Source organism: Lysinibacillus sp. C5.1 (genome assembly GCF_016350185.1).
Classification (GTDB): domain Bacteria; phylum Bacillota; class Bacilli; order Bacillales_A; family Planococcaceae; genus Lysinibacillus; species Lysinibacillus sphaericus.
The window spans coordinates 1,559,068-1,584,319 of sequence record NZ_CP066226.1 but is presented as its reverse complement, the minus strand read 5'-3'; the positions used below and the strand labels follow the sequence as shown (position 1 = coordinate 1,584,319).

Below are 25,252 nucleotides of genomic sequence, written 5' to 3'. Positions count from 1 at the left end.
TGCCATTTCGCTTAGTATCACCAAATCGGCAAATTAACATGTAAACAAAGTAAGCCCCACCAAATAGGCTTCTGTAGGCAGCAAACTAGACATGGCTTCACTCATTTATTAGGCAAATGCCATGGATAGAAGCTCTTACTCGCTCACTAGAAGCGCAGTGATGGGGCTTGCATAGATTCATTCCTATGTAGCTTAATTATCATATGATGACAGACGAAAGCGAGGATACAACATCATATCCTCGCATGTCATGATTATTTAAAGTTTTTCAGTTGATCGCCGATGACATCACCAAGAGAGAAACCTGTGTTTTCTTCTGGTAATTCATAATCGATTACTTCTTCTGCCTCTGGATTTTCCAATAAATCTTTTATACTTAATGCTAGACGACCTTCGTCAACGTTAACATCCAGCACCTTCACCTGTACTTCTTGCGCTTCTTTTAACGCTTCATGTGGTGTATTAATATGTTTATGCGCAATTTGCGATATATGCACTAAGCCTTCCACACCAGGGAACACTTCTACAAAAGCACCAAACGATGTAAGGCGTTTGACTTTCCCTACAAGTATTGTGCCTTTCGCTGCACGCTCTTCAATATTCGACCAAGGTCCAGGAATTGTTTCCTTAATGGATAATGAGATACGTTCATTCTCTGGATCTACCGACAGAACTTTTACCTTCACTTCTTGTCCTTCTGATAAAACCTCACTGACATCACTTACATGCTCATGTGATACTTGTGAAATATGAACAAGGCCATCGATACCACCAAGGTCAATAAATGCACCAAACGATGCTATACGTTGCACTTTACCGTCTAATACATCACCAGCTTTAATTTGGTTAATGACATTTTTCTTCTGAGATGCTTTCTCAGATTCAACTACAGCTCGATGTGATAAAATTAAGCGGTTTTTTTCTTTATCTAGCTCAACAATTTTAAAGCTTAATACTTTCCCTTTATAATCTTCAAAATCATCAACAAAATAATCTTCTACTAAGGATGCCGGAACGAAGCCACGAACTCCTAAATCAACAACAAGACCACCTTTAACAATATCCTTTACTTCCGCTTCGAAAACTTCCTCAGCAGCAAATTGTTGTTCAAGTGTATCCCATGCTTTTAAGGCATCTACTTTACGTTTTGATAATACATAGTTTCCTTCTTCAACTTTTGTAATCATCAATTCTAACTCATCCCCAACGGAGATTGCGTCAGACGCTTTTTCAATGTGTAAGCTCGATAATTCACTTATTGGTACGATACCGTCAAACGGTGCACCTGGAATTGAAACAGTTACCGCTTTTTCATCAACCTGCTCTGCAATACCTTTGACGATATCACCTTCGTTAAACGTTTGTTCTGCATAGTTCATTTCTTCAGACATATGTAACCCTCCTTCGCATCTTCCCTTACTATTTTATTCGATATTGAAGACAAAGACAAAAATAAATCCTTTAAATTCAAAAAATGTCTGAAATTTTAGGATTTATACCATTTTTTCTTGTGCTAATTTTAAAATGGCCTGTGCTGCGGCATCAATTGATAGCTCCGTTGTGTCTAAAAATATAGCATCCGCTGCTTGAATCAGTGGTGATGCTTCGCGCTCACTGTCCATTTTGTCGCGCAAAGCAATCTCTTCTTGGAGCTTTTCTATTGAAGACGCGATCCCTCTTTTTTCATTGTCAATAAAACGACGTCTTGCACGTTCTTCTACAGTAGCAGACATGAAGATTTTGAGTTCAGCATTTTTTAACACATGCGTCGCAATATCCCGTCCATCCATCACAACACCACCATTTGCAGCAAGTTTTTGCTGCTGTGCGACCAATAATTCACGTACTTTGGCATGTGCTGCTACTTGTGAAACAGATGATGTCACTTCGTTAGAGCGTATTGCATCTGATACGTTTTCGCCGTCTAAAAAAACAAGTTGACCTTGAGGAGATGGCTTTAATTCAATTGAGCTAACGGCTAACATTTCTGCTAATTTTGCTTCATCATCTAAATGTATGTTTTGTTGCATCGCTTTATACGTAACTGCTCGATACATTGCACCCGTATCGATATACGTGAATCCTAGTGATTCTGCAACGATTTTCGCGATTGTACTTTTCCCAGCTCCTGCAGGTCCGTCAATCGCAATTTGAATGTTTTTGTTCATTATGCTTCCCTACTTTCTTTCACACCATATTGTATCATACTAACAAAAAAAAGCCCTCTATTTACAAGAGGGCTACTGCGATTTTAATCATCGAAAGGATTTAATTCTTTACGGCGATTGACTAGCTGACGTTCGAAGCAGAAACGTACAATATGTTGTTGATCGATATCATCCGTATCTGTTAACTGAATGGTAGCAATTGTCTTATCTTCTTTTTCAAATATCTTAACAACAGTAGCTTCTGTTACGACATAAATGACATCTCCATTGGCAAATGGTAAGACAATCGTTAACTTAACATCATCATCGTCTTTGAAAGCTACATCACCTTTCAAAATTAGTGCAATACCACCCGCACTGATATCCGCTGTGACTAATTGATACTTAAATTCATTAAATTGAACTGCCACATCAACAGGTGTTTCAACACGAACATATTCACGGCGTTGAATTTTAATAAAATCATCTTCTTGAGGGCAATGCAACATAATCATCGGTATATTGCCCGCCTTGCGTCCTATTACTTCTGTATTGAATGCATAGGAAAGCTTATCCTCTGTTCGAAAGGTTGCCCTAAATTCTGAACCATCTATTAAAAAAGCGGTTTTCTTTGTTACTACATTTGTTGGATAGTCAATATAAAGAATATTGTCTTTTTGTTCAACTACTTTACAGCGGAATTTCTCTATACGTTCTGTATAAGTAGGTTCTAGTTGTAATAGTGTTCCAATTTTTATTTCCATGAGCATCTCCCCGAACAATATATATACCTCCATTATCGCATGGGATGTAAATTTTGGCTATATGAACTGGGAGCTTTTTCTTTATCTTAGGTTAAATATTCTACTTTTAAAACATTGTGATTTTCAGCATCAATGACAATACGGAATGTTTCTTGCGTCTGTTCATCTCGAACGGCTATCACTTCATAGCAAAGTCGTTGCTCGAATTGTCCATTATCCGTATAAATATTTTTCACTTCTTCCACACGCACATTATTATCAAAGAAAGATTTCCAATCAATTGGATTGGCCTTTTGAGGTTTGATTGATTCTTCTTGGATATATTCCATTGCATTGGCACCTAGTAATTCCCCAGTATCTTTTGCAATTTTTAACTGAACACCATCCGCATAGATTAATGCATTATCACCAGGATGAACGCGTGCAAATGTAACATGCCATGCTAAATGATTTTCACGAGCTTCAACATAAGCAACATCTTTCATTTCCAATCGCTTTAAATGTTCTTCAGCTTTTTTAATTATTTCATCTTGGGAAAGTTTTGCTTCATCCACAGGACGTTCTACTAAATAGGACAGTAAATGTCCTCCTTTTTCAGTTAAATCTACATAGCCTAAGCGAATACCTTGGTGGAACTGTATGTGATAAAACGGATACGGTGCGGTATCACTACTTTTGGTCACAGTAAATGTAGCATCTTTAATAAGCGGGAATAAATATTTTACTTTTTCCAATGCTTCTTTTTCCGTAATAACTGAATCTTGTAACGCTTTTAATTCTATTTTCTTTTGCCAATCTGCTTCACTTAAAGTAAGCGGGAAATCACTTTCACCATAATCTTTTAGTGTCTTTTGAATATTATCGAAAGAGGTATTAGGATTTTTATTGTCTACTTGACGCATCCAAACATCCATTTTTCCATCTTGCTTGTAGTAATCAACCGTTGCTGTCGTCCACTCGTCAGATAAAGCTTGTAAATTCGTAGAAATTTGCGGCATTTTTTCTCGCCATGCTTCATAATCCCCCGATTTTGCTGTTTTCTTTGCTTCATCTCCTAGTTTTCCCAAATAACCTAGCCACTGATTAGAAAGTTCTTGCCCAATTGGAATATTCGCTATAGAAGAACGTACTTCAGAGCTTAGTCGCCAAATAGAATCTAACTCACTATCGATCGCCTGTTCATCCTTAAATAATAAGGATTGTGAAACGGCTCTTTGTAAGTATGATAATTTTTCAGAAGCGTCCGTTAATTTTTCTGTATACTGCGCATGTACAGTACGTTGTAAACTTTCTTTATCGCCATGTAAATCAATGCTATAGGCACCCAAACCAATTACTGCTATTGTTAAAATAACGAGCATTGTTCTCAATTGTTTTCCTCCTTTCTATGAACAGAAAATATGCTCACCTATTTGTTTTATTTGAGGACGAGTCCAAATCCACTTACTTGTTGCTGTTTTTGGATTAAAGTAATACAGGGCATTTTCCGATGGATCCCAGCCATTCATAGCATCAATGACCGCTTCCTTTGCACGTTGGTTCGGCTCTAACCAAATTTGTCCATCTGCTACTGCTGTAAATGCTAATGGTTGGAATATAATACCTGATATTGTGTTAGGGAAATCAGGGCTTTCTAGTCGATTTAAAATAACTGCTGCTACAGCAACTTGCCCCTCATACGGTTCTCCCCTCGCTTCTCCGTAAACGGCATTAGCGATTAGCTGTAAATCTCGCTCTGTATACTTTGGTGGAATTTGTGTATCGGTACCATTACTATTGCTGCTACCACTGCTGTCACCACGATTTGCTGTACTGCCTCCACCACTATTTTTCACCTGTTGATCAAGAGGCACACCACCATAATAGGTAAATTGATTGCCTGCTTTTAATTGCGCTTTTACCCAATTCTCATCATAATCTGAATAGCCAACTAACGCTTTTTTCGTCTTTGCCCCCGCTATTCCATCAATCGGCAATCCATATTTTTCTTGGAAATTTCGCAGTGCCCAATACGTGTTGTAGCCAAATTTCCCATCAATTTTACTTTTATAAAATCCTAAGTATTGTAGTCTAGCTTGCAGCTCAATCACGTCATCTCCATAAGCACCACGAGCAATCTGTTGATCGCTAAACGCTATGGCGTCATTTTGCGGTATCGAGACTATACTAATCGCAAATAGGAAAGCAAAAAGTATGCTTAATAAACGCACAATCATCACTCCTTTTTTTTATAGCTTGAAACAAAAGACACTTTTTATACATTGATAAAAAAGAAAAAAACGTAGAAATCGTTTTTAGATTTCTACGTTTTTATATTTTTTTATGCATATGCAAATGTTGGACAAGATGATAGTGCGCTAGCTTTACTTTACGTAAGCCAAACCACCATAAAAATAACATAAACGGTATCATTAAATATACCCAATGCCCTTTAAATGATAATATTGTATTGTATAAAATGTGTAATACTACCGGTGCGCAAATGGCCATTGCAATCATTTCTTTCGTCTTTGCATTTTTTGAAAATTTAGCACGTCCATAGTAATAGCCCATTACTACACCGAACAGAGCATGACTGGATACGGGTAATAACGCGCGCATAAAGGCCGTGTTTAAACCGAAAGAAAATAAATATAATATATTTTCTATCGTAGCAAATCCAAGAGATATACTCGCACCGTACAATATACCATCATAAGGATCATCAAATTCCACATGATTGTAAATAGCTATTAACAGAACAAACCATTTAAAAAACTCTTCAATGACACTTGAAAAAAGGACATCTTGTAAATAAAGATATCGAAAAACTCCCTCCTCCGTTAATACATATTGTAAAAACAAGATAGGGAAAGTTAGAAAAGCACCATACAAAAACGTTTGAAGTAAAGTTCTTCTTGGCTCCGTTGCCATTTGATTGCGCAAATAGAAGTAACTAAAAAGCGCTAGACCGGGAGCAATGGCAGCTGATAAAAGAATGATCATGTTGCCGGCTCCTTTCAACAATAGACTGATTTCATTATACCATGTAATGACAAAAAAACTTTTTAAAAGGAGATATATTTTTATGAAAAAAACAATTTTATTAATTCATACGGGTGGCACAATTTCCATGGCAATGAGTGATGAAGGTGCGGTGATGCCTAACAAGGAAAATCCATTAATAAAAGAGAGTAAAAAACTTGATACACTGGCATCTATAAAAGAAGTGGAGGCGTTTAATCTTCCTTCACCACATATAACACCAAAAGAAATGCTTCATTTACGTAACTTAATTATGGAAAAAACTTCAACAGAACATTTTGATGGTGTGGTCATTACACACGGCACAGATACTTTAGAAGAAACAGCCTATTTTTTAGAGTTAACAACCAATTTATCCATTCCAATTGTCTTAACAGGTGCAATGCGCTCCTCCAATGAGCTAGGTGCTGATGGCATATACAATTTAGTGGAAGCTGTTCGTGTAGCGATAGATGCTGAAGCAAAAGACAAAGGTGTGCTAGTTGTGATGAACGATGAAGTCCATTTGGCTGTCAACACAACAAAAACGAGTACGAGCTCAGTCAATACATTTCAATCCCCACAATACGGCCCAATTGGACTTATTACAAAAACACGTATTCTGTTTCATCATGCCCCGATTCGTCGCCAATATGTAGATGTAAAAGGCTTAACAAAACGAGTAGCGATGTTGAAAGTATATGCGGGAATGGAAGTTGATTTACTTGATGTGGTCCTCGCCTGCCAATATGATGGTGTTGTACTTGAAGGACTTGGACAAGGCAATGTACCACCAACAGTTGTAAAAGGCATTGAAAGTCTATTGGAACGAGGTATTCCGGTCGTTTTAGTTTCTAGATGCTTCAATGGCATCGCAGAAGGCGTATACGGCTACATTGGTGGTGGTAAAATGCTGGAAGACTTAGGCGCCATTTTCGCCACAGGTATTAACGGACAAAAAGCACGCTTAAAGTTACTAATCGGTTTAAATACAGCAGGGAATCCTTTAGACTTAAAAGAGTTTTTCCAGTAATAGTACTGCCCCAATTGTTAGACACCACCTAACAATTGGGGCAGTTTATAGTTAGTTTGAGATGTCACTTATAAATCAACTGTTTGCTTATAGAAAGTTAACAAATTTTGCAAGCGCCTATAGGCTAACTCAAAATCAGGTTGAATCACCGATAACTGTATAAAATTTCGATGTTTTAAATAGTTACTATCTGCATGCACAAATAACCCGTTTAATTTTAAATCTGTTGCTAGCTTGGTTAAGCCATTTGGACATTGTATAGTGATGATCATTGGATACGCTGTGATTGGTAAACGATAATGCATAAAAGGCAACTGCAACAATGCCTCATAGCGCTGCTGTAGTTGATGATAACGCGCTGGATAGGCTTGTAAGGCTTCCACTACATTCCCAACTAGTGCTGCTGGTAGTGTATAGGGAATTGTTCCATGTTGATAATTGGTTAAATCCAAATAGGCAGGCAACGCTGTCACAGGCTCTACAAGTTCTTGAGAAAACACAAAGGCCAAACCACTCAATGCCCCAATAGCTTTACCACTCACCGCTGTCGCTAAATAGCAATCGTCCAATAAAAACGGCATAGCACCAAAAGAGCTAATACAATCAACACAAAGTTTTATGTTATAGCGCTTAGCCAACTGCTTCATCCCGTGTAAATCATTGCATGCACCTGTTGACGTTTCTCCGTGCACCATAAGCAACCACTGATAAGCCCCCGTTTGTAATAAATCCTCCAATGCCTGCATGTCAAATGCGCTTCCCCACGCTTGCGTAACAACATCAAAATCCAATAACCAACGTTCTGCCTGCTTCTGAAGACGCTCTCCAAATTCGCCATTTGTTAAAATAAGTCCATGCCCCGCTTGTTGAGCCTTGAGTTGCCCAAGCATCACTTCATTTGCGAGCGTCCCTGATCCAACGATTGTAGCGACTTGTTTAGCCCCAGATAATTCAAGCAACTTGCTACGCATACGTGCATAGAGCGATTGAAAGGCTTGTGACCTGTGCGACATATCAGAATACACAATTGCTCCCTGCTGTTTCACTGGTCCTGGATAAAATGTATAACTTTCTTGCGCAAGCTTGTGTTGCAACGACTGTTCAAATTGTTGCCTTGTTAAGACCATTGGTAAAAACATTGCTTCGTTTGTTCCTACCGCAGGTGCGAATTGGCTAAAGCCCATTTGTTTATACATCTTTTCCTCACGTGTAGTACCTGAGATAACAGCTGCTGAGTACCCCTTTTCATAGGCAAATGCATTTAATGCTTGTGTTAATCTGATTAGTACTCGACCTGAGCGGTAAGGCTTTTTCACTGCGAGTAAGCGAATTTCACAAAGCTTTGTACAAATTTCCTTTGGTAAAAATTGCTCTACTTCGCCAATTTTTTCATCGATTGAAAACGGTCGCTGATCTCGAAAGGCTAGCATACCGATAAGCTCAGTACCTTTATACACCACTAAATACGTATTTTCTTTATGGAAACGATCGACTTTTCTTTTCAGCGCATTTGGTTCATGTTGTGGAATTTCCTCAACAAAAGTTTCATAATTCAACTGCGCAATTGCATCAAATTCCTTTTCTGTCTGTGCGACTTTACACCAGTACATAAATTCACTTCCCTCTTCTCAATGACTCCTTTATATTGGATGAATGCTTCAATAGCATACACATAATGGCAACAAGTATCGGTATGTATAACTGTAAATGTCCTGTCAGTACAATTGCGCCAATGTAAAATACAAAGCCACCTAACATGCCGAGTGTTAAACTTCTTGTTACACCAAGTACAATAGCTGTACCGACAATCATCATTGAAAATAAAGCTGGAGAAAGGGCAAGTCCAACACCAATAAACGTTGCAACCCCCTTACCACCATTAAATTTTAGACAAATCGGATATAAATGACCGAGAATCACGAAACAGGCTCCAGCCATAATAACCCACTGTTCCAAATGCCAGAAATAGCCCAATGTTACAACTAGTACACCTTTTAATGCATCCCCCAAAAATGTCCACATAAATGCAGCCTTGCCAATTACACTCCCTGCATTTCTGGCTCCAAGATTTTTACTACGTTCTTGTTGCAAATTGACACCATACATTTTTCCAACGAAATAAGCCGTCAAAAAGTTTCCAACACTATAACTAAATAGCCAATAAAGCCAAGTCATTATTCCCCTCCTTCTACAGTCTAAAGAAGCTGTATAAGCAGTGCATGCCTATACAGCTTCCTTTTTCTTTTATAGCTTTCTTTCCGCAATAGCTTGAGCAATACAATCCCCATGGAAGCGGCCATTTTCTATAAAAATTTCATTGGCATTATTCCCTGCTGCAATAACCCCAGCAATAAATAATCCAGCTACATTGGTTTCCATTGTTTCTGGATGACAAAATGGTCGACCTGTTTCTTCGTCAATTGTAACTCCCATCGCACGGATAAATGAATGGTCTGGATGATAGCCTGTCATAGCAAAGACAAAGTCGTTTTTTATCATTTCTTCACGACCATTAATATTAATGATGACTTCATGCTCACGGATTTCCTTCACAATTGTATTAAAATGCATTGTGACTTCTCCATTGCGCACAACACCTTCAAATTCTGGTAAGACCCATGGCTTAATACTTGATGAATACTCGCTACCTCGATAAACAACTGTGACACGAGCGCCCGCTTTGTTTAATTCTAAAGCTGCATCTACTGCTGAATTTTTGCCACCAATCACAAGGACATCCGTATCAAAAAATTCATGGCCTTCTTTAAAATAATGGTGAACTTTAGGTAATGCCTCGCCAGGAATATTCATATAGTTAGGATGATCATAGTAACCCGTTGCAATGACCACATAGGGTGTTCCATATACATCCTTATCAGTCGTAACAGTAAAAAGTTCCCCTGATTTGACAACACTTTCGACTTTTTCAAAACGGTTTACTTGAATATTTTTCAAGCGTACTACTTCACGATAATAAACAAGTGCCTGATTTCGCTTTGGCTTCCGTCCTTCAATAATAAATGGTACATCACCAATCGCTAAACGTTCACTCGTACTAAAAAAAGTTTGATGTGTAGGATAATTGTAAATAGCGTTTACGATATTTCCTTTTTCAATTACAATCGGTTGTAAACCAATTTTTTGCAAAGATATTGCTGCGGCTAAACCACAAGGGCCTCCTCCAACAATAATTGCATCAACTTGTTGCATTGTTTGACACTCCTATCAAATTGGCATCAGCGTATTAAACACAGATGCTTAACTGTTGCAGATGAGCTCCCTTTAGGGCATCTACAAAATGATTTCAAAATCCACTATCGTTTCCATTATACGCCTTCTATACATTTTTGGTTGTTTATTTATCCGAAATATCGATGTCAATAATATGACACTCTGGTTTCGCGCCTAAACGTAATGGCAATAAAGTTGTACCATAGCCATTACTTACGAGCGTCATAATGCCTTCACGTTGTCGATAGGAGCCTAGCGGATGCACCCCATATGGCCCCACTCGTATTTGCCCACCATGCAAATGTCCACCAATCATTAAGTCAGCTCTAAATTTTGCTCTTACTCGGGCAAAAACACCTGGATTATGTGAAATAAAAACGACTAAATCCTCCTCACCCACTTTTTCAAAAGCAGCATCAAAACTATATTTCATTGTCGAAGTATCTTCAATCGCACTTATCCAAAAGCGGTTCTTATTAGGCAATAACACAGCATCATTGGCGATAATCTTTACACCATGCTGTTGTAAAATAGCTCGAAGTCGCTCCTCGCCCACTTCTCTATCATTATTTCCCCAGACAAAATAAGTAGGACCTAACGGTGTCAATAAATCGAGATTTTCATGAATACGCTGAATCGGCGTGCGTCCATCTGCAAAATCTCCACCGATGATGACCGCATCAAATGTACTTTCTAATCGTTCAATCATTGAGCGATTTATTTTCCGTAAATGCGTATCTGAAATAAAAAATAGTCGAATCTTTTCTGGTTGACCTTTAAGTGATAATTGATGATGCAACACATTATTTTCGTGCGCGACCTTCCACATGTAGAGTAGGAAGGCGATAACTATTAAAAGAAATAGTCCAATATATAGCATTCCCTCACTTCTCCTTACGATAGCAAAAAGGCGATTCAATACGCTATAGAATCGCCTTTTTGCTAATTAGACGTTTGCCTCAACCTTATGTTGGTGTTGACGTTTGTCCTTTATTTTATACTAGAAAAACATCATTGCCAAAGAATGACACCGTTTTTCTTATGGTAGTTTAATGACTTGCCCAACAATTACCGTGTCAGAAGTCATACCGTTCGCAGCTCGAATTTTCGCTAGCGTTGCTTCACTACCATCACCGTAGTGATTCAATGCAATACGATATAGATTTTCATTAGGTTTAACTGTATGTGTTTTTACTGGTGTCGCATTTTGCTTTTCTTGTTCGGCTTTACGAGCTTGTTCCGCTTTACGTGCTTGCTCCGCTTTTTTCGCTTCTTCTGCCTTTTTTGCTGCCTCTGCCTGTTGCTGTGCTTTCTTCGCTTCTTCCGCTTTTTTCGCCTCTTCAGCTTTTTTCGCTTCTTCTGCCTTCTTTGCTTCGTCAGTAGCTTTTTGTTGTGCAGCTAGCTTTTCAGCATCTTTTTGCGCTTGTTCTTTTGCTTGTTCATTTGCTTTATCATCTTTTTCTTTATCTGCTGATGTAGATGCTTCCGCTTTTCCGTCAGTCTTATCAATTTCTACAACAGCATCCATCGTATCTTTTTCAGCTTCTTCAATCGTTTTACCAGGATCATAGAATTGCACAAAATAAATTAATATAGTTAATGGAATTAAGATAAATGTAACAAAAAGAATCGTCATTAAAGGAAATTTACGTTGTTTTGTATTTTTCGGCTTTTTGTTATTACTTCCATTTTTATTCATTCTTGAAACTCTAGATAGATTTTGCTGTTCTTGTTGTTCTTCTTCAAATGACTGACGATGTTCTTCGATTTTATCACGATAGTCTTCTTTACTCATTCGACTTTCCTCCAACCTTGCTACGCATTCTTCTATCATTCTATTATGACGAATTTTGCGAAAAAAGTAAATGACCGTAAGTTTAGTCTAGTCGCTTATTAAAAGCTGTTTTAATCGACTTTCCCACGCCATCATTTCTACTTTCTTCTCTTCCTTCATGCGTACTGTATTGATTTCATCATAATGGATTCCACAATTTTCACAACAGTTTTCAGGTTTTTTCTTCAATTTTTGCCCAAAATACCCGACAAGTTGCTCGCGCAAACAATCTTTTGTCTTTATAATTTTTAACATTTCATCCACTGCCTGATATTTTTCAAGTGCAAAATGACGAAGTCGTGATTTTACTCGTTCTTCAGGTTCCTGATGGAGCCAATAATCTAGCACACGAAAGGCTGTTTCACTCAACTCACCATTTCTTAACATTTGAGAGGGGGCAATACGCTGCAATACAAGCTCTTGATAGCGATCGACATGACTAGATGACGGTAAATCTCCTGTTACTACAAATTTCGCCAGTTCCTCGTCACCATCGCTGTAAAGTAAAATCGCAAGTGCAGGTTTACCATCACGACCTGCGCGCCCAATTTCTTGCATATAATTCGCAACATTGGCAGGCATTGTCTCATGTATCACCTGTCGAATATCTCCCTTATTAATGCCCATACCAAACGCATTGGTCGCCACAATCCAATCTAACTCTCCATCGATAAACTGCTGTTGAATAAATTGACGATCCTCCGCACTATAGCCTGCATGATATGCGGCAGCTCGCAAACCCGCTTGCATAAACAGTTCACAATATTGCTCAGCACGCTTGCGTGATGACAAATATAAAATACCTGGTCCAGCGGTTTTTTTTACATGCTCCACTATCCATCTTGCTTTATCGCCCCTATCCTCGAAAAGAACACGTCCGAGGTGAATATTTGGACGATCAACATTATACATAAATTCAAACGGTGCATGCAGTGATAGTGTAGCATGAATATCTTTTACTACTTTTTCAGTTGCAGTCGCAGACAACGCTAATACAGGGGGACGATTACCTTGTGAAAACCAGTCGCCGATGCGCAAATAATCCGGACGAAAATCAAATCCCCACTGCGAGATACAATGTGCTTCATCCACAACGATAAGACTTAACGTCATATTTGCTAACTTCTCCTGTACCTGTTGTTGTAACAACATCTCCGGCGATGTGAAAATAAAGCGATACTGTTCTAAAAAATGGAGAGCATATCGTTTTTCTTCTACTGTTAAAAATGAATTTAATGCTACTACCCTTTTTTCACCAAATCGCTTCAGTTGCTCTACTTGATCTTGCATTAAAGACAATAGCGGAGACACTATTAACACTGGTTTTTGCAATAAATAAGCGGGCAACTGATAGCACAATGATTTACCCATGCCTGTTGGCAATAATGCAATAACATCTTTCCCGCTAAGAATTGCTTCAATTACCTCTTTTTGCCCTGGTCGAAAGGTGGCATAACCGAAATACTTTGCTAATGTTTGCTCTAGTTCCATTATACTTCTCCTTTCGCGAGGACAAGTCTGAGCTGGAAATAACTCAAGTCATTGACCACTTCATGCAATGCCTTTAATTTCTTTGTTTGATATTGCTTGGATGCCTGCCAAACTTTTTCCGCTTCCTCATAAGAGACGAACGGACCAATCGAAAAGTTCGGTTCGTTCATTGCTATTTCAACTAAATGATCTTCAATTGTACTTTGTTTCAACTTTCTAATTTGTACAATCTGCTCAATTGAATACCCTTGTTCATATAAATAGGCGGTTTGCTGTGTCGAATCTGTCAACAATGCCTTTACTCGCAAATCTTCTGCTATTTTGCCAAGCAACGGGTAGTTGTTTGTTGCATGCACTTCATTCAATAGTGTATGTAGTAACTCAATAAATGCTAATTGACTATCAAGTACCGTTTCTTTGCGTTCAATGGAAAGTTGCTGCCATGTCCAACCTGGTAAACTATAGCCACTCAATCGATAAAGGGCAAGTTGCTTATTACTTTCAGAAACGGCTAGTGTTGCGAACACACGCAAACATTCGTCCAGTAATTGCTGTTGCAAATGCCCTGATTGATACTGCTGATCTTGTAAAAAAGCACGTACCCATGATTGTACTTGCGTATCCTTACTAATTGGTGAAAATGACCGAATTCCCTCTTTTTGATAGGACAAACTTTGTACAACTAAGGAAAGCCGTGCAAAAAACACATGTTCATTTCCTCGATAATGCCAACCGTCAAATAAAAAAGTTGGTGTTTGCGCTGCTCGCTGTATACCTAGCTTTTTCATGGAATAGTGACCTGATTCCTGCATAATTAACCAACTATATTGCAAAAAGGTAGAAACAGCTTCATCAAATGTCGCACGAGGTAATTTTGGGAGTAATCCAAAATAGTTATGTAACTGAAACAGTCCCACATCTTGAATTGTCTGGCCTGAACGCTTTCCTCTAAGGATATGATAGGCCGCTGATACGGTTCGTTCATTATTTAGTTTTTGAAAGATTTGCAATAAAATTTGATAAAACATTGAAGCAAATTCCTCCAATTTAATAGTATTAGGTTGAAATGTCAGTTAAACATCTTTAAAATGAGTATGAAGCTTTGTAGGAACATCGTAAAAGGAGAGAAAGAAATGGCTAAATACACAATTGTTGATAAAGATACATGCATCGCTTGTGGCGCATGCGGAGCCGCAGCACCAGATATTTATGATTATGATGATGAAGGAATTGCCTTCGTTATTTTAGATGATAACATGGGAACTGCTGAAGTTCCAGAAGATCTACTAGAAGACATGCAAGATGCTTTTGAAGGTTGCCCAACTGATTCTATCAAAGTGGCTGACGAACCTTTTGACGGCGACTCTTTAAAATTCGAATAGTCTATACCTTACTAAAAAGGCATCCAATAAAGGATGCCTTTTTGCATGGATTCACCGTTAACAATCTCAATGATTCCTAGAATTGAAGAACGCATTGAAATCAATTTTATGCCCTTTTCATCTTATTATTGCAACCATAATTTATGTATGATAAGATTTTAGTAGTTGGTACTAATAACAGATATTATTTCGTAAAGGGGATTCTTATAAATGATGGATAATTTATTACAATTAAAAGATAAAAATATTGTCGTAATGGGCGTTGCAAACGATCGCAGTATTGCTTGGGGGATTGCTAAACGTTTATTTGATGTAGGGGCAAACGTGATTTTCACATATCGTCAGGAACGTTCTTTAAAAAAATTACAAAAACAACTTGAAAATTATGGGCATGCAGATGCTCTTGTTGTGCAATGCGATGTGAACAGTGATGAAAGCACAAAATCAGCATTCGATGAAATCGGTTCAAAAGTTGGGGTTATCCACGGTATTGTGCACTCAGTAGCATTTGCCAATGCAGAAGATTTACACAATCGCTTTTTAGAAACAACTCGTGATGGCTATGCATTTGCCCAAGATACAAGCGCCTATTCCCTTATTTCTACAGCCAAAGCAGCACATCCATACATGACAGAAGGCGGCTCAATTGTAACAATGAGTTACCTAGGTGCAGAACGTGTACTTGACGGCTACAACGTAATGGGTGTTGCCAAAGCAGCATTAGAAGCATCTATGCGCTACCTTGCTGCTGATATTGGTCAAGACAATATCCGTGTCAATGCAATATCTGCAGGTGCTATTCGTACACTTGCTGCGAAAGGCGTTCCTTCATTTAATACAATTTTACACAAAATTGAAGAGACAGCACCGTTAAAACGTAATGTTCAACAAGATGAAGTAGCTGATATGACAATCGTGATGTTATCTCACTTATCACGTGGTGTAACAGGCGAAACAATCTATATTGACGCAGGCTATAATATAATGGGTTAACACCTAAAAAGTGTTAGATTGACGACAATCAATCTAACACTTTTTCTTTGCTTTTATTAATGCCTAGTTGTAACACTAACTTAGCACCTCACGCTAATGCCCAGTAAGGAACCGTTGTTTGGCAATAACGCTTTTTAAAACAAATGTTAGCCCACAAGCAATGACTAAAAAGACCGTGATCATGGCAACCACACCCATCCAGCCAAAATGCATCCAAAATATGCCTCCTACCGTTCCACCGACACTAGAGCCAAAATAGTAGAAAAATAAATATAAAGACGATGCTTGTGCTTTATCATGAGTAGCTCGTTTGCTCACCCATCCACTTGCGATTGAATGGGCTGCAAAAAAACCAAAGGTAAACACTGTAATTCCTACTATTTTTAAGAAAAGTAGACCTTGTAGAGTAATAATGGCACCAGCTAGCATAATTGCAATGGCTAACAGTAACATTTTCTGACGCCCAAAACGATCAGCTAAACTGCCAAACCACGCAGAGCTAAATGTCCCAACTAAATAAATTACAAATATCCAACCGACAATTGTGGCACTCAAATGATAGGGAGGTGCCATTAATTTAAAACCGATATAATTGTAAAGTGTTACAAAGCTTCCCATTAGCACAAAACTAATAGCAAACAAGCACTGCATGGATGGGTCCTTTAAATGCTGCATAAGTGATTTGGTTAAAGCTTTTATTTGTAACGGCCGTCCCGAAAAATGCTGCGAGTTCGGTAGCATCCAGACAAATAACACACTAATGATTAAACTAATGATACCAAGTACAATCATACCAACCTGCCAGTTATAAAGGTCTGTTAATGTACCAATAATGACACGTCCACTAAGACCACCTACAGAATTGCCACTTATGTAAAGTCCCATTGCAATACCTAGGCTAGATGGGTTCATTTCCTCTCCTAAATAAGCCATCGCAATTGCTGGTAAGCCCGCAAATACAACACCTTGAATTACACGCAATACTAATATGGTTTCAAAATTTGGTGAAAAAGCGAGTGCTAGCGTCAAAATGGATGCTGCAAATATCGAAATCGTCATTAATGACTTTCTACCCCACGCCTCAGATAATGAGCCAACAATAATCATACTAATCGACAGTGCCAATGTGGTCACCGATAGTGACAAACTCGCTACTGCTGGCGAGACATGAAATTCCTCTGCAAATGTCGGTAACAATGGCTGCGAAACGTATAAATTCGCAAAGGTAATAAAGCCTGCTAAAAATAAAGCCCAATTTGCTTTGTGGAATGCCTTTGTTCCTTTCTCTATATACTCCATTTCAATCTCCTCCATTTACGAGTCCATCTATCTATTATTCTAATACAATATTCTCCAAAATACAGTGTGGATTGTCGAAAAATAGACAAAATTAAAGAGCTTCTTTATATTTTCTACTATTTTTATTTGACAATTCTATACATTGCTAAATAGTATTATTTCTATTTTTTACAATTAATATATTTAATAGTAATAATAGTAATTTAATGTTAAATGCATGTTTTTGCTATGTTGAATTCGGCGTTTATATGCTACAGTGAGTAATATAATGACTGTTATTCTACAATTTGGAGGTATTTCATGAAAATAATCGAAGCTTTAGCACAATCAGCGCACTATATCCATCTTGCATTAAAAGAAGAAGCAATTGTAGCTGTCGTTGATAAAGAAAGTGAAACAGTTGTAAAATACTTAGCAGGCAAACGTGTTGACTCAGGTTATGTAGATGGGCAACAAGTAAATGCAAATGATCAAAATGTTTACATCGCCTTTACTGGAAAAAATGCAGATGTCATCATACCCGAGGATGTATATGGCATTGCCATTAACGCCTTTGCATTTCCAATTCGAGAAAATGGTAAAGTGATTGGCGCTCTAGCGTTTGGACTTCCTATCGATAATGAGCTAAAACTCGAACATTATATGAATACAATGGATAGTATCGTCTATAACCTTCAAGATAAAGTACATAACATCGCCTCTCATTCGGAGGAGTTAGCTGCCACTAGTGAGGAGATTAATAAACAGGCACAACATGCCCTAGAAGATTCTGAAAAAACAAATGATGTCACAGATTTAATAAAAAACATTTCTCAACAGACAAATTTACTTGGCTTAAATGCCTCGATTGAAGCTGCGCGTGCGGGTCAGCATGGAGCTGGTTTTAATATCGTAGCACAGGAAGTTAGAAAGCTTTCTTTTGAAACGTCAAGTGCCACGGAAAATATTGAAGCTTCTCTGCGCAATATTACTCGAAATCTTGATAATTTAAAGAAAAACATGGGTCAAATCTCCGATGCGACTAATGAACAAGCACAACTTGTCCAAGATTTTAGTGAAATTATCGACGAACTTACAACCTTAAGTCAAGAAATGAAGGGCTTCATGCATAATGCCTTGAAATAAACTATCGAAACGGAGGGCTACAATACCAATGCAGATTACAATCAATCACGAACTAATGTTAAGAACCATCACGCTTGATGATGCAGAAACGGTTTTCGCACTAACGGATACATCGAGAGCATATTTACGTGAATGGTTACCATGGTTAGATTTTACAAAGGAACTAGCGGATACAAAAAGCTATATAGAAGGCTGTATTGCTGGTTATGAAACAAAAAGTAGTATGTCCTTTGTGATTATTTTCCGCGATAAAATTGTAGGAATTGCGGGTTTTAATACGATCAATCATGCTAATAAAATTGCAGCCATTGGCTATTGGCTTAGTGCAGATGCTCAAGGACATGGCATTATGACAACAACAGTACAAGCGCTAGTACAGTATGCTTTTGTCGAGCTCCAGTTAAATAAAGTGGAAATTCGTGCTGCTGTTGGCAATACAAAAAGTCGCGCGATTCCAGAGCGACTTGGTTTTAAAACGGAAGGAACCATTCGCGCGGCAGAATGGCTATACGATCACTATGTCGATCACGTCGTTTACGGCATGCTTGCGAGCGAATGGACATCAGCATCAGTACTATTGGGTAACGATATTCGTCGCTAATAGTATTTGGCTTTGCGCCACTATTACTTCATAAAGTTCCACTTAACATAAAAAAGCTACCTAATCCCGAAGTTTTAGGTAGCTTTTCTCAATGTTTATTGTTCGACGGTTTCTTTTACTTGTTCTGTCGTCGCAACAGGCTCTGGCTTTTTCACTAGCTCCGTTGCAATACGCTCAAGCTCTGGACGCAATGTATGCTTGCCCGCATAGCTTTCGATTAACTCCTTCATATCAATGCCGGAAGTTTCCTTTAATGTTTCTTGCAAGGTTGACATTAAATTCGTTGCATAAGAAGTGACCTTGTTCGCACCACTGCCTCCTTCTCCACTACCCGTGTCAACAACTGTAATTTTGTCAATATTGCCAAGTGGACTTGCAAGCTCTTTTGCGTACTCAGGCATCATGCGTACAACCATATCCAGGACAGCTGCTTGACCGTAGTATTCAAAGGCTTCCGCAATTTTACGTTTTGCTTCTGCTTCCGCTAGACCACGAAGACGAATAATATCGGCATCTGTTTCACCCTGTGCACGCTCAGCATCTGCTTTCGCAATACCATCTAAACGTATTTTCTCCGCTTCCGCTTTTGCTAACGACTCAATACGATATTTTTCCGCATCTGCCTGTGCAAGCTCACGCATTTTTTCCGCCTCTGCATTTTGCTCAACTGCATAGCGGTCGGCATCTGCCTTTTTCTTCACTTCTGAATCATATTGCTTTTCACGACGTAGAATTTCTTTTTCTTCTAATTCAATTTGCTTTTGACGTTCAATAATGCGAATTTGCATTTCTTGCTCTGTTACTTCCTGCTTCGCACGTGCAGTTTCTAATTCATAAGCTTGGTCGGCACGAGCTTTGGCTATATCTTGCTCACGACGGAATTCCGCCACTTTTAATTGATTTTCTTTTTCCGCTTCCGCAATTTCTGTTGCCCGTTCTAGCTCAGCTTTTTGCGCTTCTTTTGATGCTTCTGCTCGTTTAATGCGCGTTTCTTTTTCTGCCTCGGCAGTTGCAATATCTGCATCACGTTTCACTTGTGCAATTCTAGGCTTCCCTAGTGAATCAAGATAACCATTTTTATCGCGCACATCTTTAATTGTAAAGGACACAATGACAAGACCCATCTTCGCTAAATCTTGAGAAGCTACACGTTGTACCTCTTGCGAAAATTTATCGCGATTTTTATAAATTTCCTCAACTGTCATTGATCCTAAAATAGAACGTAAATGTCCTTCTAATACTTCACGTGCTTCCCCTTCACGTTCTGCCTTTTGCTTTCCTAAAAACTGTTCAGCCGCTGTAGCGATTTCTGAAATGGAACCACCAATTTTAATAATCGCTGTACCATCCGCCATTACGGGAACACCTTGCTCTGTATAAACTTCAGGCGTTGTTACTTCTAACTTACTTGATAATAGACTTAATGGTTGTGCTTGCTGGAAAATTGGGAACACAAATGTACCGCCCCCACGAATAATTTTAATACGGTTTCCTGACTCATCTTTATGTACATTTTTTGAGCCAAGATAGCTACCTGTCACAATCAGTGCCTCATCAGGACCCGCTGTACGATACTTTGTTACATACAGTGCCACTAGTGCGATTAAAATAAATGCTACAATTCCCAAGACAATTAAAATCTCCGTTGACATGACTGTATCTCTCCTTTATATAAACTTTTTTTCATAGGCTCTTACAAAAAGAGTGCCTTCCTTCACTTCAACAACAAGGACGGTCGAATCATAATCGATGACCTCATTGTCATAGCCTGCTGCGCGCTTTGCAATCATACCGCTCGTTGTCTCAATAACAACTTCACCGAAGCCATCTTCTGGTATTGGTACAATCACTTTACCTAACTGCCCCTCAAGAGATTGTTCCGTATAGGCTAATGAAACATCCGCTGATTTTAGTGGAACAAGAATAAATAAATAAAATAGGGCACTTAAAATCACGCCGATGATAGCAGCCACACCTATGTTCCATGCGCTAGAGAAAAAGGCTAACTTTTCTAATATAAATCCAGCTGCTGACATCAATGTGAAGAATGATAAAATGACACTTGGATTAAAAATCGGTAGACCATCCCCAATGCCCTCGACTACTTCGCCGAAAAACATAAACAAAATCGTTGCAAGTCCCGCGAAAATCAACACCACCAAATAAATTTGCTCGAGTGAATAGCCAAATAGCGTCAAGTTGTTCACCCCTTTTCATCATATTACCTACTATACGGATGCCCTAAGGAAAAAGTTTCATAATTTTTAAGATTATCAAAATTTTTAAAATTAAGAAGCTAGCATTAATCCCTTCTCATTCTTTTGCGTATTTTTATTTCTCAAACTCAAACCATGTTACAATAGAAAAGAATAAAGGCATCGAAGGAGATATTGCATGAAGCGATCAACAATTATTAATGTTTGTATTTTCATTTTTTTCACTTTACTATTCGTCAATGATTTTTTCCCTGCCACTCCGTTAGCAGAAATATTGTCGAAGAAAATTATTCTTGTTATATTAATTGTCCTAGTTGGTATAAATCTAGTGTCATCAAAAGGTACATATAAAAAGCTATCCAAAAAAGCATATGCTGGTTTAACACTTTATACAGTTGGTCTTTGGATTGTGCTCACATTATTAGGTGGCGAGTCCGAAATTGGCTTATCTTATAATAGCCCTATTTTCTATCTTATCGTGATTGTACTAGGGTTTGACTTATTACGAGTTTATCGCCAATGGAAGCGTGAAGAAGCAGAAAAAAATAATGCAAAATAAAAGCATGTTGCCAATTAGCAATGAACACTAATTGGCAACATGCCTTTTTTGTATATAGCAGCTTAGGATTCTAGTACGTTTAAAATCGTATCAAGTTCATTGACAGCGTGGTCTAATCGTTCCTTTGCCTCAATGTTTTGTTGCTTTAACTGACTATACTCTAATAAATTTTTTTCATGCTTTAATTTAATAGAAGATAAGCGCTCAATGCGTGCTTCTACTTTGTCAATTGCTTGCTCACAAACGCTAATCCATAATTTTTCTGATTGCTGAATTTCTGTCGTGGATGGATTGTGCTGACGCATAATACGTGCATATATTGCTTCTATTTGCTCAATCATTTCACTATAAAAATGACGCTCAACTCGCGTAGTTTGGAAAGTAGGATGCTCTATATCTTTTGCATATGGCGTAATTTGACGTAACAGCTTTCCAGCATTTTCACCAAAACTATGCGATAAATTCAATACATTCATCAATTGCAATAATAAGCGAACTTCTTCAAGATTAATAAGCTGTGAATCGATATTTTCTTTGACTTTTAGCGACTCCATATAGCGGCGATCGAAATGCTCAATTTCCCCTTTATGTTGCTCTACTAAATGGGCACTCGCATTTTCTTTTAAACTTTTAATATATCGGATTGCATGACTTCTTAGCTCCTCCATTGAAAGCATGTTGTCATTATCTTGTTGTGGTTTTCCTCGTTGAACATACGCAAATGCATCCACTTTTCGGGGCCATTTTGCTTCTTGGTTTTTTTCTGAGACATTGTAGCGTATATAAATTCCGTGCATTCCATATCCTCCAAGTCCATTTAACAAGTATCTCTAAAGACAATAAATCGAATACCACTTTTTTTCAAGTAATTTACCTTCAAAAATTTACTTATTTTGCAGACCTTATTTCTTGAATAGTTTTCCCTTCTGTAAATGCATGTATTGATTTTATTTTACCAAAAGAATAAAAATTTGCCTTTTCATATACTTTAGCGACTTGCTCATTAATAGGCAATAGCTAAAGATGTTCTAAGTTATTTTTAACAGCTTCTTTTTGAATATGTTGCAATACATAACCAATCAATCCTCTTCCACGATAGCTTTCTAATGTTGCGACACTTTCTATTCGACCTTGACGACCAGATAGAAACAAATTGGCCGTACAGCAAGCAACACCATCTATTTTTAATAAATAGTACGTAAAATGCGGTGAACAGTACATGTTTTCGAACGCCCTTTTTATTAAAGCAGGCTCACCAAATGTAGAGATAGTCATTTCTACTTCTAATGCTTCTTGTACATTTGCATCTGTCACACGTTCAATGCGAATCGCTGGATTATGCGGTAATATAACAAATTCGCCATTCCAACACTGGATGTCATCCGTAAAAGCCTCATATTGAAAACCATGTGATGATAATGCCTCCACACAGTGATGATTTTCCTCAACATTATATAAATACATTCTCGGAATTAACCCTTTTGAGAGATAGAATTGTTTTACATTAGTTAGAAATGTCTCTGCTTGCTCTACTCTCTTCCATATATGTGCATGGTTGGCGTCATAGTACATAGGCATTTCCTTATTGTAAAAAAATACTCCTTCCGGACACCGTTCCATCTCACTAAACTCATTGATATAGTCAATGTCTAACTGCATAATGTCTTGGAGCTTATGCATGTGTTGTTCCTCCTTCCAACCATTTAACATATAGAGCTTCTAACTGTTGCTCCAATTTTTGACGTTGCTCTTTAGCAAGTGTAGGTTCTTTTAATTTAAATTCTACTTTTTCAATTTGTTCTTCAATTGGGAGTTCTTTATCACTGTGATCTTTTGTCTTTGTGCTGCTATCCACTTTTACTTCAGGCACTTGCTCAACGAGGGCATGCTTTGTTCTTGCCCATTCATAATCCCCTTCATATACATAAATCGTTTCTTGCTCAATCCATGCAATTTTTGTAAAGATTTTTTGTAAGAAGTAGCGGTCATGGGATACACCAATAATAGTACCTGTAAAGGATTCAAGGGTGTCTTCTAATACCTCTCTTGCTTCTATATCTAAATGGTTAGTCGGTTCATCTAAAATGAGTAAATTAATATCTTCATGCATTAATTGTGCGAGCCGCAGACGCATCTTTTCCCCACCACTTAAGTCCTTCACTTTCTTAAAGACATCGTATCCATAAAACAGAAACTGTGCTAACAAATGACGTGCCTCTGCTTCTGATACGGATACACATTCCCGAAAGGCATCAATTAAACGAATAGCAGGATTTTCATGGTCAAATTGCTGCGATAAATATCCTATTTTTACACTACTACCTACTTTACACTCTCCTTGATTCGGTACAATCTCCCCTAACATCATTTTTAATAAGGTCGACTTTCCACTGCCATTATTGCCTACAATCGCGAGACGTTCTCCAAAATAGACCGATAGATGACTATTGTTAAATAATGGATTATCAAATGCATGACTTATCGCTGTCATTTGTATCACTTCTTTCCCACTACGTTCAGCCATCGTTAAGGCGAGATTCATTTTCTTTTTTGTGCAAGGTTTTTTAACTCGTTCTATACGATTCAGTGCCTTTTCCATACTTTTAGCACGGCGAAACAATGCGGCATTCGGTGGGTTCGCTTCATTTGCCCACTGTCTTAAACGTTTAATCGCTTCTTGCATCTTCTTAATTTTCTTTTGCTGTTCCTCATATTCAGCAAATTGCTGTTCAACTTTCGCTTCTTTCTGTGCAGTAAAATCATCATAATTTCCTGCATAGGTAAACGCCTCTCCATCCTCAATTTCAATGATTTTTTGCGCTACTTGATTCATAAATTGACGATCATGCGAAACAGCAATGACAATGCCAGCAAAGTGTTGTACATACTGTTCAAGCCACTCAATTGCTTGCATATCTAAATGATTGGTTGGTTCATCTAAAAGTAAAATAGATGGGTTACTTAAAAGCATTTGACCTAGCATTACCTTTGTTTTTTCGCCACCGCTTATGCTTGCAAAGGGCACAGGAAGTAAAGATGTAATGTTCAGTCCATTTGCAATAGTAGCTAATTGCGCATCGACTTCATAGCCCCCCTGCAGCATAAATTGTTCCTGAACTTGACCATATTGTTGTAACACTTTGTCTGTACTATTCACTTGCATTGCCTGTTCCAGTGTGGTCATTTTTGCCTTCAGTTTGTAGATGTCAACAAATGCTTCCTCCAGTACTTCTTTAACAGTAAGCAAAGGATAGCTTGGAATTTGGTGTAAGTAGCCAATAGTTGCTCCTTTACTTTTAATAATACGACCAGCATCAGGTGTATCGAGCCCTGCTAATAATTGCAGTAAAGTTGTTTTTCCACTACCATTCACACCAACAATCGCTACATGTTCCCCTTTATTGACTTCCAGTTGCAATCCTTCAAATAATACGTTTCCACCGATGATTTTTTGTATTTGTTCAGCCTTTATTTGCATTGTTTTTTCCTCCATGAAACGCGCGAAAAAACATCTCTAGACAACAAAAAAGACTGCTCAATTAACAAGCAGTCTTTTTCTTCAATATATGTGAAA

At 38.1% G+C, this 25,252-nt stretch carries 25 protein-coding genes; 6 read left to right on the top strand and 19 right to left on the bottom strand.

Going from position 1 to position 25,252, the window contains the following annotated elements; translation table 11 throughout:
• Positions 1-254: 254 nt before the first annotated feature.
• The 6 genes from rpsA to prsW form a co-directional block, all read right to left on the bottom strand.
• Entirely contained in the window at positions 255-1,391 is a 1,137-nt protein-coding gene (gene rpsA / locus I5435_RS07445; protein WP_337983515.1) for a 30S ribosomal protein S1, read from the bottom strand.
• A 102-nt stretch (positions 1,392-1,493) separates the two neighbouring features.
• Positions 1,494-2,168 (bottom strand): (d)CMP kinase, encoded by a 675-nt coding sequence (gene cmk / locus I5435_RS07440; RefSeq protein ID WP_025219070.1) that lies wholly within the window; start codon positions 2,166-2,168, stop codon positions 1,494-1,496.
• A gap of 83 nt (positions 2,169-2,251) precedes the next feature.
• A complete protein-coding gene (locus I5435_RS07435; RefSeq protein WP_024364296.1) occupies positions 2,252-2,911 on the bottom strand; it encodes a flagellar brake protein in 660 nt (219 codons plus the stop codon).
• Between the two features lie 86 nt (positions 2,912-2,997).
• Positions 2,998-4,272 (bottom strand): PepSY1/2 domain-containing protein, encoded by a 1,275-nt coding sequence (locus tag I5435_RS07430; RefSeq protein ID WP_036205511.1) that lies wholly within the window; start codon positions 4,270-4,272, stop codon positions 2,998-3,000.
• Positions 4,273-4,296: 24 nt separating this feature from the next.
• Complete coding sequence (sleB, locus tag I5435_RS07425; protein ID WP_337983514.1) at positions 4,297-5,121, bottom strand: spore cortex-lytic enzyme; 825 nt, start codon at positions 5,119-5,121, stop codon at positions 4,297-4,299.
• A 100-nt stretch (positions 5,122-5,221) separates the two neighbouring features.
• Positions 5,222-5,896, bottom strand: a complete 675-nt coding sequence (gene prsW, locus I5435_RS07420; protein WP_024362348.1) for a glutamic-type intramembrane protease PrsW — start codon at positions 5,894-5,896, stop codon at positions 5,222-5,224.
• 82 nt (positions 5,897-5,978) lie between these two features.
• Between prsW and I5435_RS07415 the strand changes: the two genes are divergently transcribed.
• Positions 5,979-6,947: an asparaginase gene (locus tag I5435_RS07415; RefSeq protein ID WP_024362349.1), complete on the top strand. Its 969-nt coding sequence runs from the start codon at positions 5,979-5,981 to the stop codon at positions 6,945-6,947.
• A 68-nt stretch (positions 6,948-7,015) separates the two neighbouring features.
• Here the strand turns inward: I5435_RS07415 and I5435_RS07410 are convergent, their stop codons facing one another.
• The 7 genes from I5435_RS07410 to I5435_RS07380 all read right to left on the bottom strand — a co-directional run bounded on the left by I5435_RS07410 (position 7,016) and on the right by I5435_RS07380 (position 14,531).
• A complete protein-coding gene (locus I5435_RS07410) occupies positions 7,016-8,557 on the bottom strand; it encodes an aminotransferase class V-fold PLP-dependent enzyme (RefSeq protein WP_024362350.1) in 1,542 nt (513 codons plus the stop codon).
• Positions 8,558-8,561: 4 nt separating this feature from the next.
• Complete coding sequence (locus I5435_RS07405) at positions 8,562-9,122, bottom strand: glycerol-3-phosphate acyltransferase (protein ID WP_024362351.1); 561 nt, start codon at positions 9,120-9,122, stop codon at positions 8,562-8,564.
• A gap of 69 nt (positions 9,123-9,191) precedes the next feature.
• Complete coding sequence (locus I5435_RS07400) at positions 9,192-10,157, bottom strand: YpdA family putative bacillithiol disulfide reductase (RefSeq protein WP_024362352.1); 966 nt, start codon at positions 10,155-10,157, stop codon at positions 9,192-9,194.
• Between the two features lie 145 nt (positions 10,158-10,302).
• Positions 10,303-11,058 carry a metallophosphoesterase gene (locus I5435_RS07395; RefSeq protein WP_024362353.1) on the bottom strand — a complete coding sequence of 252 codons (756 nt, stop codon included), beginning with the start codon at positions 11,056-11,058 and terminating at the stop codon, positions 10,303-10,305.
• 159 nt (positions 11,059-11,217) lie between these two features.
• Positions 11,218-11,973 carry a LysM peptidoglycan-binding domain-containing protein gene (locus tag I5435_RS07390; protein ID WP_025219065.1) on the bottom strand — a complete coding sequence of 252 codons (756 nt, stop codon included), beginning with the start codon at positions 11,971-11,973 and terminating at the stop codon, positions 11,218-11,220.
• An 87-nt stretch (positions 11,974-12,060) separates the two neighbouring features.
• Positions 12,061-13,503, bottom strand: coding sequence for a RecQ family ATP-dependent DNA helicase (locus tag I5435_RS07385; protein WP_337983513.1), 1,443 nt, complete (start codon positions 13,501-13,503; stop codon positions 12,061-12,063).
• Positions 13,503-14,531 carry a YpbB family protein gene (locus I5435_RS07380; protein ID WP_337983512.1) on the bottom strand — a complete coding sequence of 343 codons (1,029 nt, stop codon included), beginning with the start codon at positions 14,529-14,531 and terminating at the stop codon, positions 13,503-13,505. Before I5435_RS07380 ends, I5435_RS07385 begins: the two co-directional genes overlap by 1 nt.
• Positions 14,532-14,636: 105 nt before the next feature.
• Here I5435_RS07380 and I5435_RS07375 point away from each other — a divergent pair, with 105 nt between their 5' ends.
• Both I5435_RS07375 and I5435_RS07370 read left to right on the top strand, forming a co-directional pair.
• Positions 14,637-14,885: a ferredoxin gene (locus tag I5435_RS07375; protein WP_024362357.1), complete on the top strand. Its 249-nt coding sequence runs from the start codon at positions 14,637-14,639 to the stop codon at positions 14,883-14,885.
• 210 nt (positions 14,886-15,095) lie between these two features.
• A complete protein-coding gene (locus I5435_RS07370; RefSeq protein ID WP_081769866.1) occupies positions 15,096-15,878 on the top strand; it encodes an enoyl-ACP reductase FabI in 783 nt (260 codons plus the stop codon).
• A gap of 93 nt (positions 15,879-15,971) precedes the next feature.
• On the opposite strand, the gene I5435_RS07365 is transcribed toward I5435_RS07370, so the two are convergent.
• Positions 15,972-17,177, bottom strand: coding sequence for an MFS transporter (locus tag I5435_RS07365; RefSeq protein WP_108030400.1), 1,206 nt, complete (start codon positions 17,175-17,177; stop codon positions 15,972-15,974).
• Between the two features lie 300 nt (positions 17,178-17,477).
• On the opposite strand from I5435_RS07365, the gene I5435_RS07360 reads away from it, so the two are divergent.
• Entirely contained in the window at positions 17,478-18,302 is an 825-nt protein-coding gene (locus tag I5435_RS07360) for a methyl-accepting chemotaxis protein (RefSeq protein ID WP_024362360.1), read from the top strand.
• A gap of 28 nt (positions 18,303-18,330) precedes the next feature.
• Entirely contained in the window at positions 18,331-18,903 is a 573-nt protein-coding gene (locus I5435_RS07355) for a GNAT family N-acetyltransferase (protein WP_108030399.1), read from the top strand.
• A gap of 95 nt (positions 18,904-18,998) precedes the next feature.
• Here the strand turns inward: I5435_RS07355 and I5435_RS07350 are convergent, their stop codons facing one another.
• Together I5435_RS07350 and I5435_RS07345 are read right to left on the bottom strand one after the other, a co-directional pair.
• Positions 18,999-20,555 carry a flotillin lipid rafts scaffold protein FloT gene (locus tag I5435_RS07350; RefSeq protein WP_108030398.1) on the bottom strand — a complete coding sequence of 519 codons (1,557 nt, stop codon included), beginning with the start codon at positions 20,553-20,555 and terminating at the stop codon, positions 18,999-19,001.
• Between the two features lie 15 nt (positions 20,556-20,570).
• A complete protein-coding gene (locus I5435_RS07345; protein WP_025219059.1) occupies positions 20,571-21,101 on the bottom strand; it encodes an NfeD family protein in 531 nt (176 codons plus the stop codon).
• Between the two features lie 196 nt (positions 21,102-21,297).
• On the opposite strand from I5435_RS07345, the gene I5435_RS07340 reads away from it, so the two are divergent.
• The gene (locus I5435_RS07340) at positions 21,298-21,678 is read left to right on the top strand and encodes a hypothetical protein (protein WP_024362364.1); all 381 of its coding nucleotides are present in this window, start codon (positions 21,298-21,300) and stop codon (positions 21,676-21,678) included.
• Between the two features lie 62 nt (positions 21,679-21,740).
• On the opposite strand, the gene I5435_RS07335 is transcribed toward I5435_RS07340, so the two are convergent.
• The 3 genes from I5435_RS07335 to abc-f all read right to left on the bottom strand — a co-directional run bounded on the left by I5435_RS07335 (position 21,741) and on the right by abc-f (position 25,156).
• Positions 21,741-22,475, bottom strand: a complete 735-nt coding sequence (locus tag I5435_RS07335) for a hypothetical protein (protein ID WP_024362365.1) — start codon at positions 22,473-22,475, stop codon at positions 21,741-21,743.
• A 220-nt stretch (positions 22,476-22,695) separates the two neighbouring features.
• Positions 22,696-23,358 carry a GNAT family N-acetyltransferase gene (locus tag I5435_RS07330; protein ID WP_337983511.1) on the bottom strand — a complete coding sequence of 221 codons (663 nt, stop codon included), beginning with the start codon at positions 23,356-23,358 and terminating at the stop codon, positions 22,696-22,698.
• Complete coding sequence (gene abc-f, locus I5435_RS07325) at positions 23,351-25,156, bottom strand: ribosomal protection-like ABC-F family protein (protein ID WP_337983510.1); 1,806 nt, start codon at positions 25,154-25,156, stop codon at positions 23,351-23,353. The genes I5435_RS07330 and abc-f overlap by 8 nt, the downstream gene beginning before the upstream one ends.
• Positions 25,157-25,252: the final 96 nt, after the last annotated feature.

Coding starts and splice junctions, on each gene's coding strand:
- I5435_RS07335 (WP_024362365.1), bottom strand. CDS start 22,475: ATGCACGGAATTTATATACGCTACAATGTCTCAGAAAAAAACCAAGAA.
- I5435_RS07385 (WP_337983513.1), bottom strand. CDS start 13,503: ATGGAACTAGAGCAAACATTAGCAAAGTATTTCGGTTATGCCACCTTT.
- prsW (WP_024362348.1), bottom strand. CDS start 5,896: ATGATCATTCTTTTATCAGCTGCCATTGCTCCCGGTCTAGCGCTTTTT.
- I5435_RS07375 (WP_024362357.1), top strand. CDS start 14,637: ATGGCTAAATACACAATTGTTGATAAAGATACATGCATCGCTTGTGGC.
- I5435_RS07380 (WP_337983512.1), bottom strand. CDS start 14,531: ATGTTTTATCAAATTTTATTGCAAATCTTTCAAAAACTAAATAATGAA.
- abc-f (WP_337983510.1), bottom strand. CDS start 25,156: ATGCAAATAAAGGCTGAACAAATACAAAAAATCATCGGTGGAAACGTA.
- I5435_RS07360 (WP_024362360.1), top strand. CDS start 17,478: ATGAAAATAATCGAAGCTTTAGCACAATCAGCGCACTATATCCATCTT.
- I5435_RS07415 (WP_024362349.1), top strand. CDS start 5,979: ATGAAAAAAACAATTTTATTAATTCATACGGGTGGCACAATTTCCATG.
- I5435_RS07410 (WP_024362350.1), bottom strand. CDS start 8,557: ATGTACTGGTGTAAAGTCGCACAGACAGAAAAGGAATTTGATGCAATT.
- rpsA (WP_337983515.1), bottom strand. CDS start 1,391: ATGTCTGAAGAAATGAACTATGCAGAACAAACGTTTAACGAAGGTGAT.
- I5435_RS07340 (WP_024362364.1), top strand. CDS start 21,298: ATGAAGCGATCAACAATTATTAATGTTTGTATTTTCATTTTTTTCACT.
- I5435_RS07370 (WP_081769866.1), top strand. CDS start 15,096: ATGATGGATAATTTATTACAATTAAAAGATAAAAATATTGTCGTAATG.
- cmk (WP_025219070.1), bottom strand. CDS start 2,168: ATGAACAAAAACATTCAAATTGCGATTGACGGACCTGCAGGAGCTGGG.
- I5435_RS07330 (WP_337983511.1), bottom strand. CDS start 23,358: ATGCATAAGCTCCAAGACATTATGCAGTTAGACATTGACTATATCAAT.
- I5435_RS07395 (WP_024362353.1), bottom strand. CDS start 11,058: ATGCTATATATTGGACTATTTCTTTTAATAGTTATCGCCTTCCTACTC.
- I5435_RS07350 (WP_108030398.1), bottom strand. CDS start 20,555: ATGTCAACGGAGATTTTAATTGTCTTGGGAATTGTAGCATTTATTTTA.
- I5435_RS07390 (WP_025219065.1), bottom strand. CDS start 11,973: ATGAGTAAAGAAGACTATCGTGATAAAATCGAAGAACATCGTCAGTCA.
- I5435_RS07430 (WP_036205511.1), bottom strand. CDS start 4,272: ATGCTCGTTATTTTAACAATAGCAGTAATTGGTTTGGGTGCCTATAGC.
- I5435_RS07355 (WP_108030399.1), top strand. CDS start 18,331: ATGCAGATTACAATCAATCACGAACTAATGTTAAGAACCATCACGCTT.
- I5435_RS07435 (WP_024364296.1), bottom strand. CDS start 2,911: ATGGAAATAAAAATTGGAACACTATTACAACTAGAACCTACTTATACA.
- I5435_RS07365 (WP_108030400.1), bottom strand. CDS start 17,177: ATGGAGTATATAGAGAAAGGAACAAAGGCATTCCACAAAGCAAATTGG.
- I5435_RS07400 (WP_024362352.1), bottom strand. CDS start 10,157: ATGCAACAAGTTGATGCAATTATTGTTGGAGGAGGCCCTTGTGGTTTA.
- I5435_RS07405 (WP_024362351.1), bottom strand. CDS start 9,122: ATGACTTGGCTTTATTGGCTATTTAGTTATAGTGTTGGAAACTTTTTG.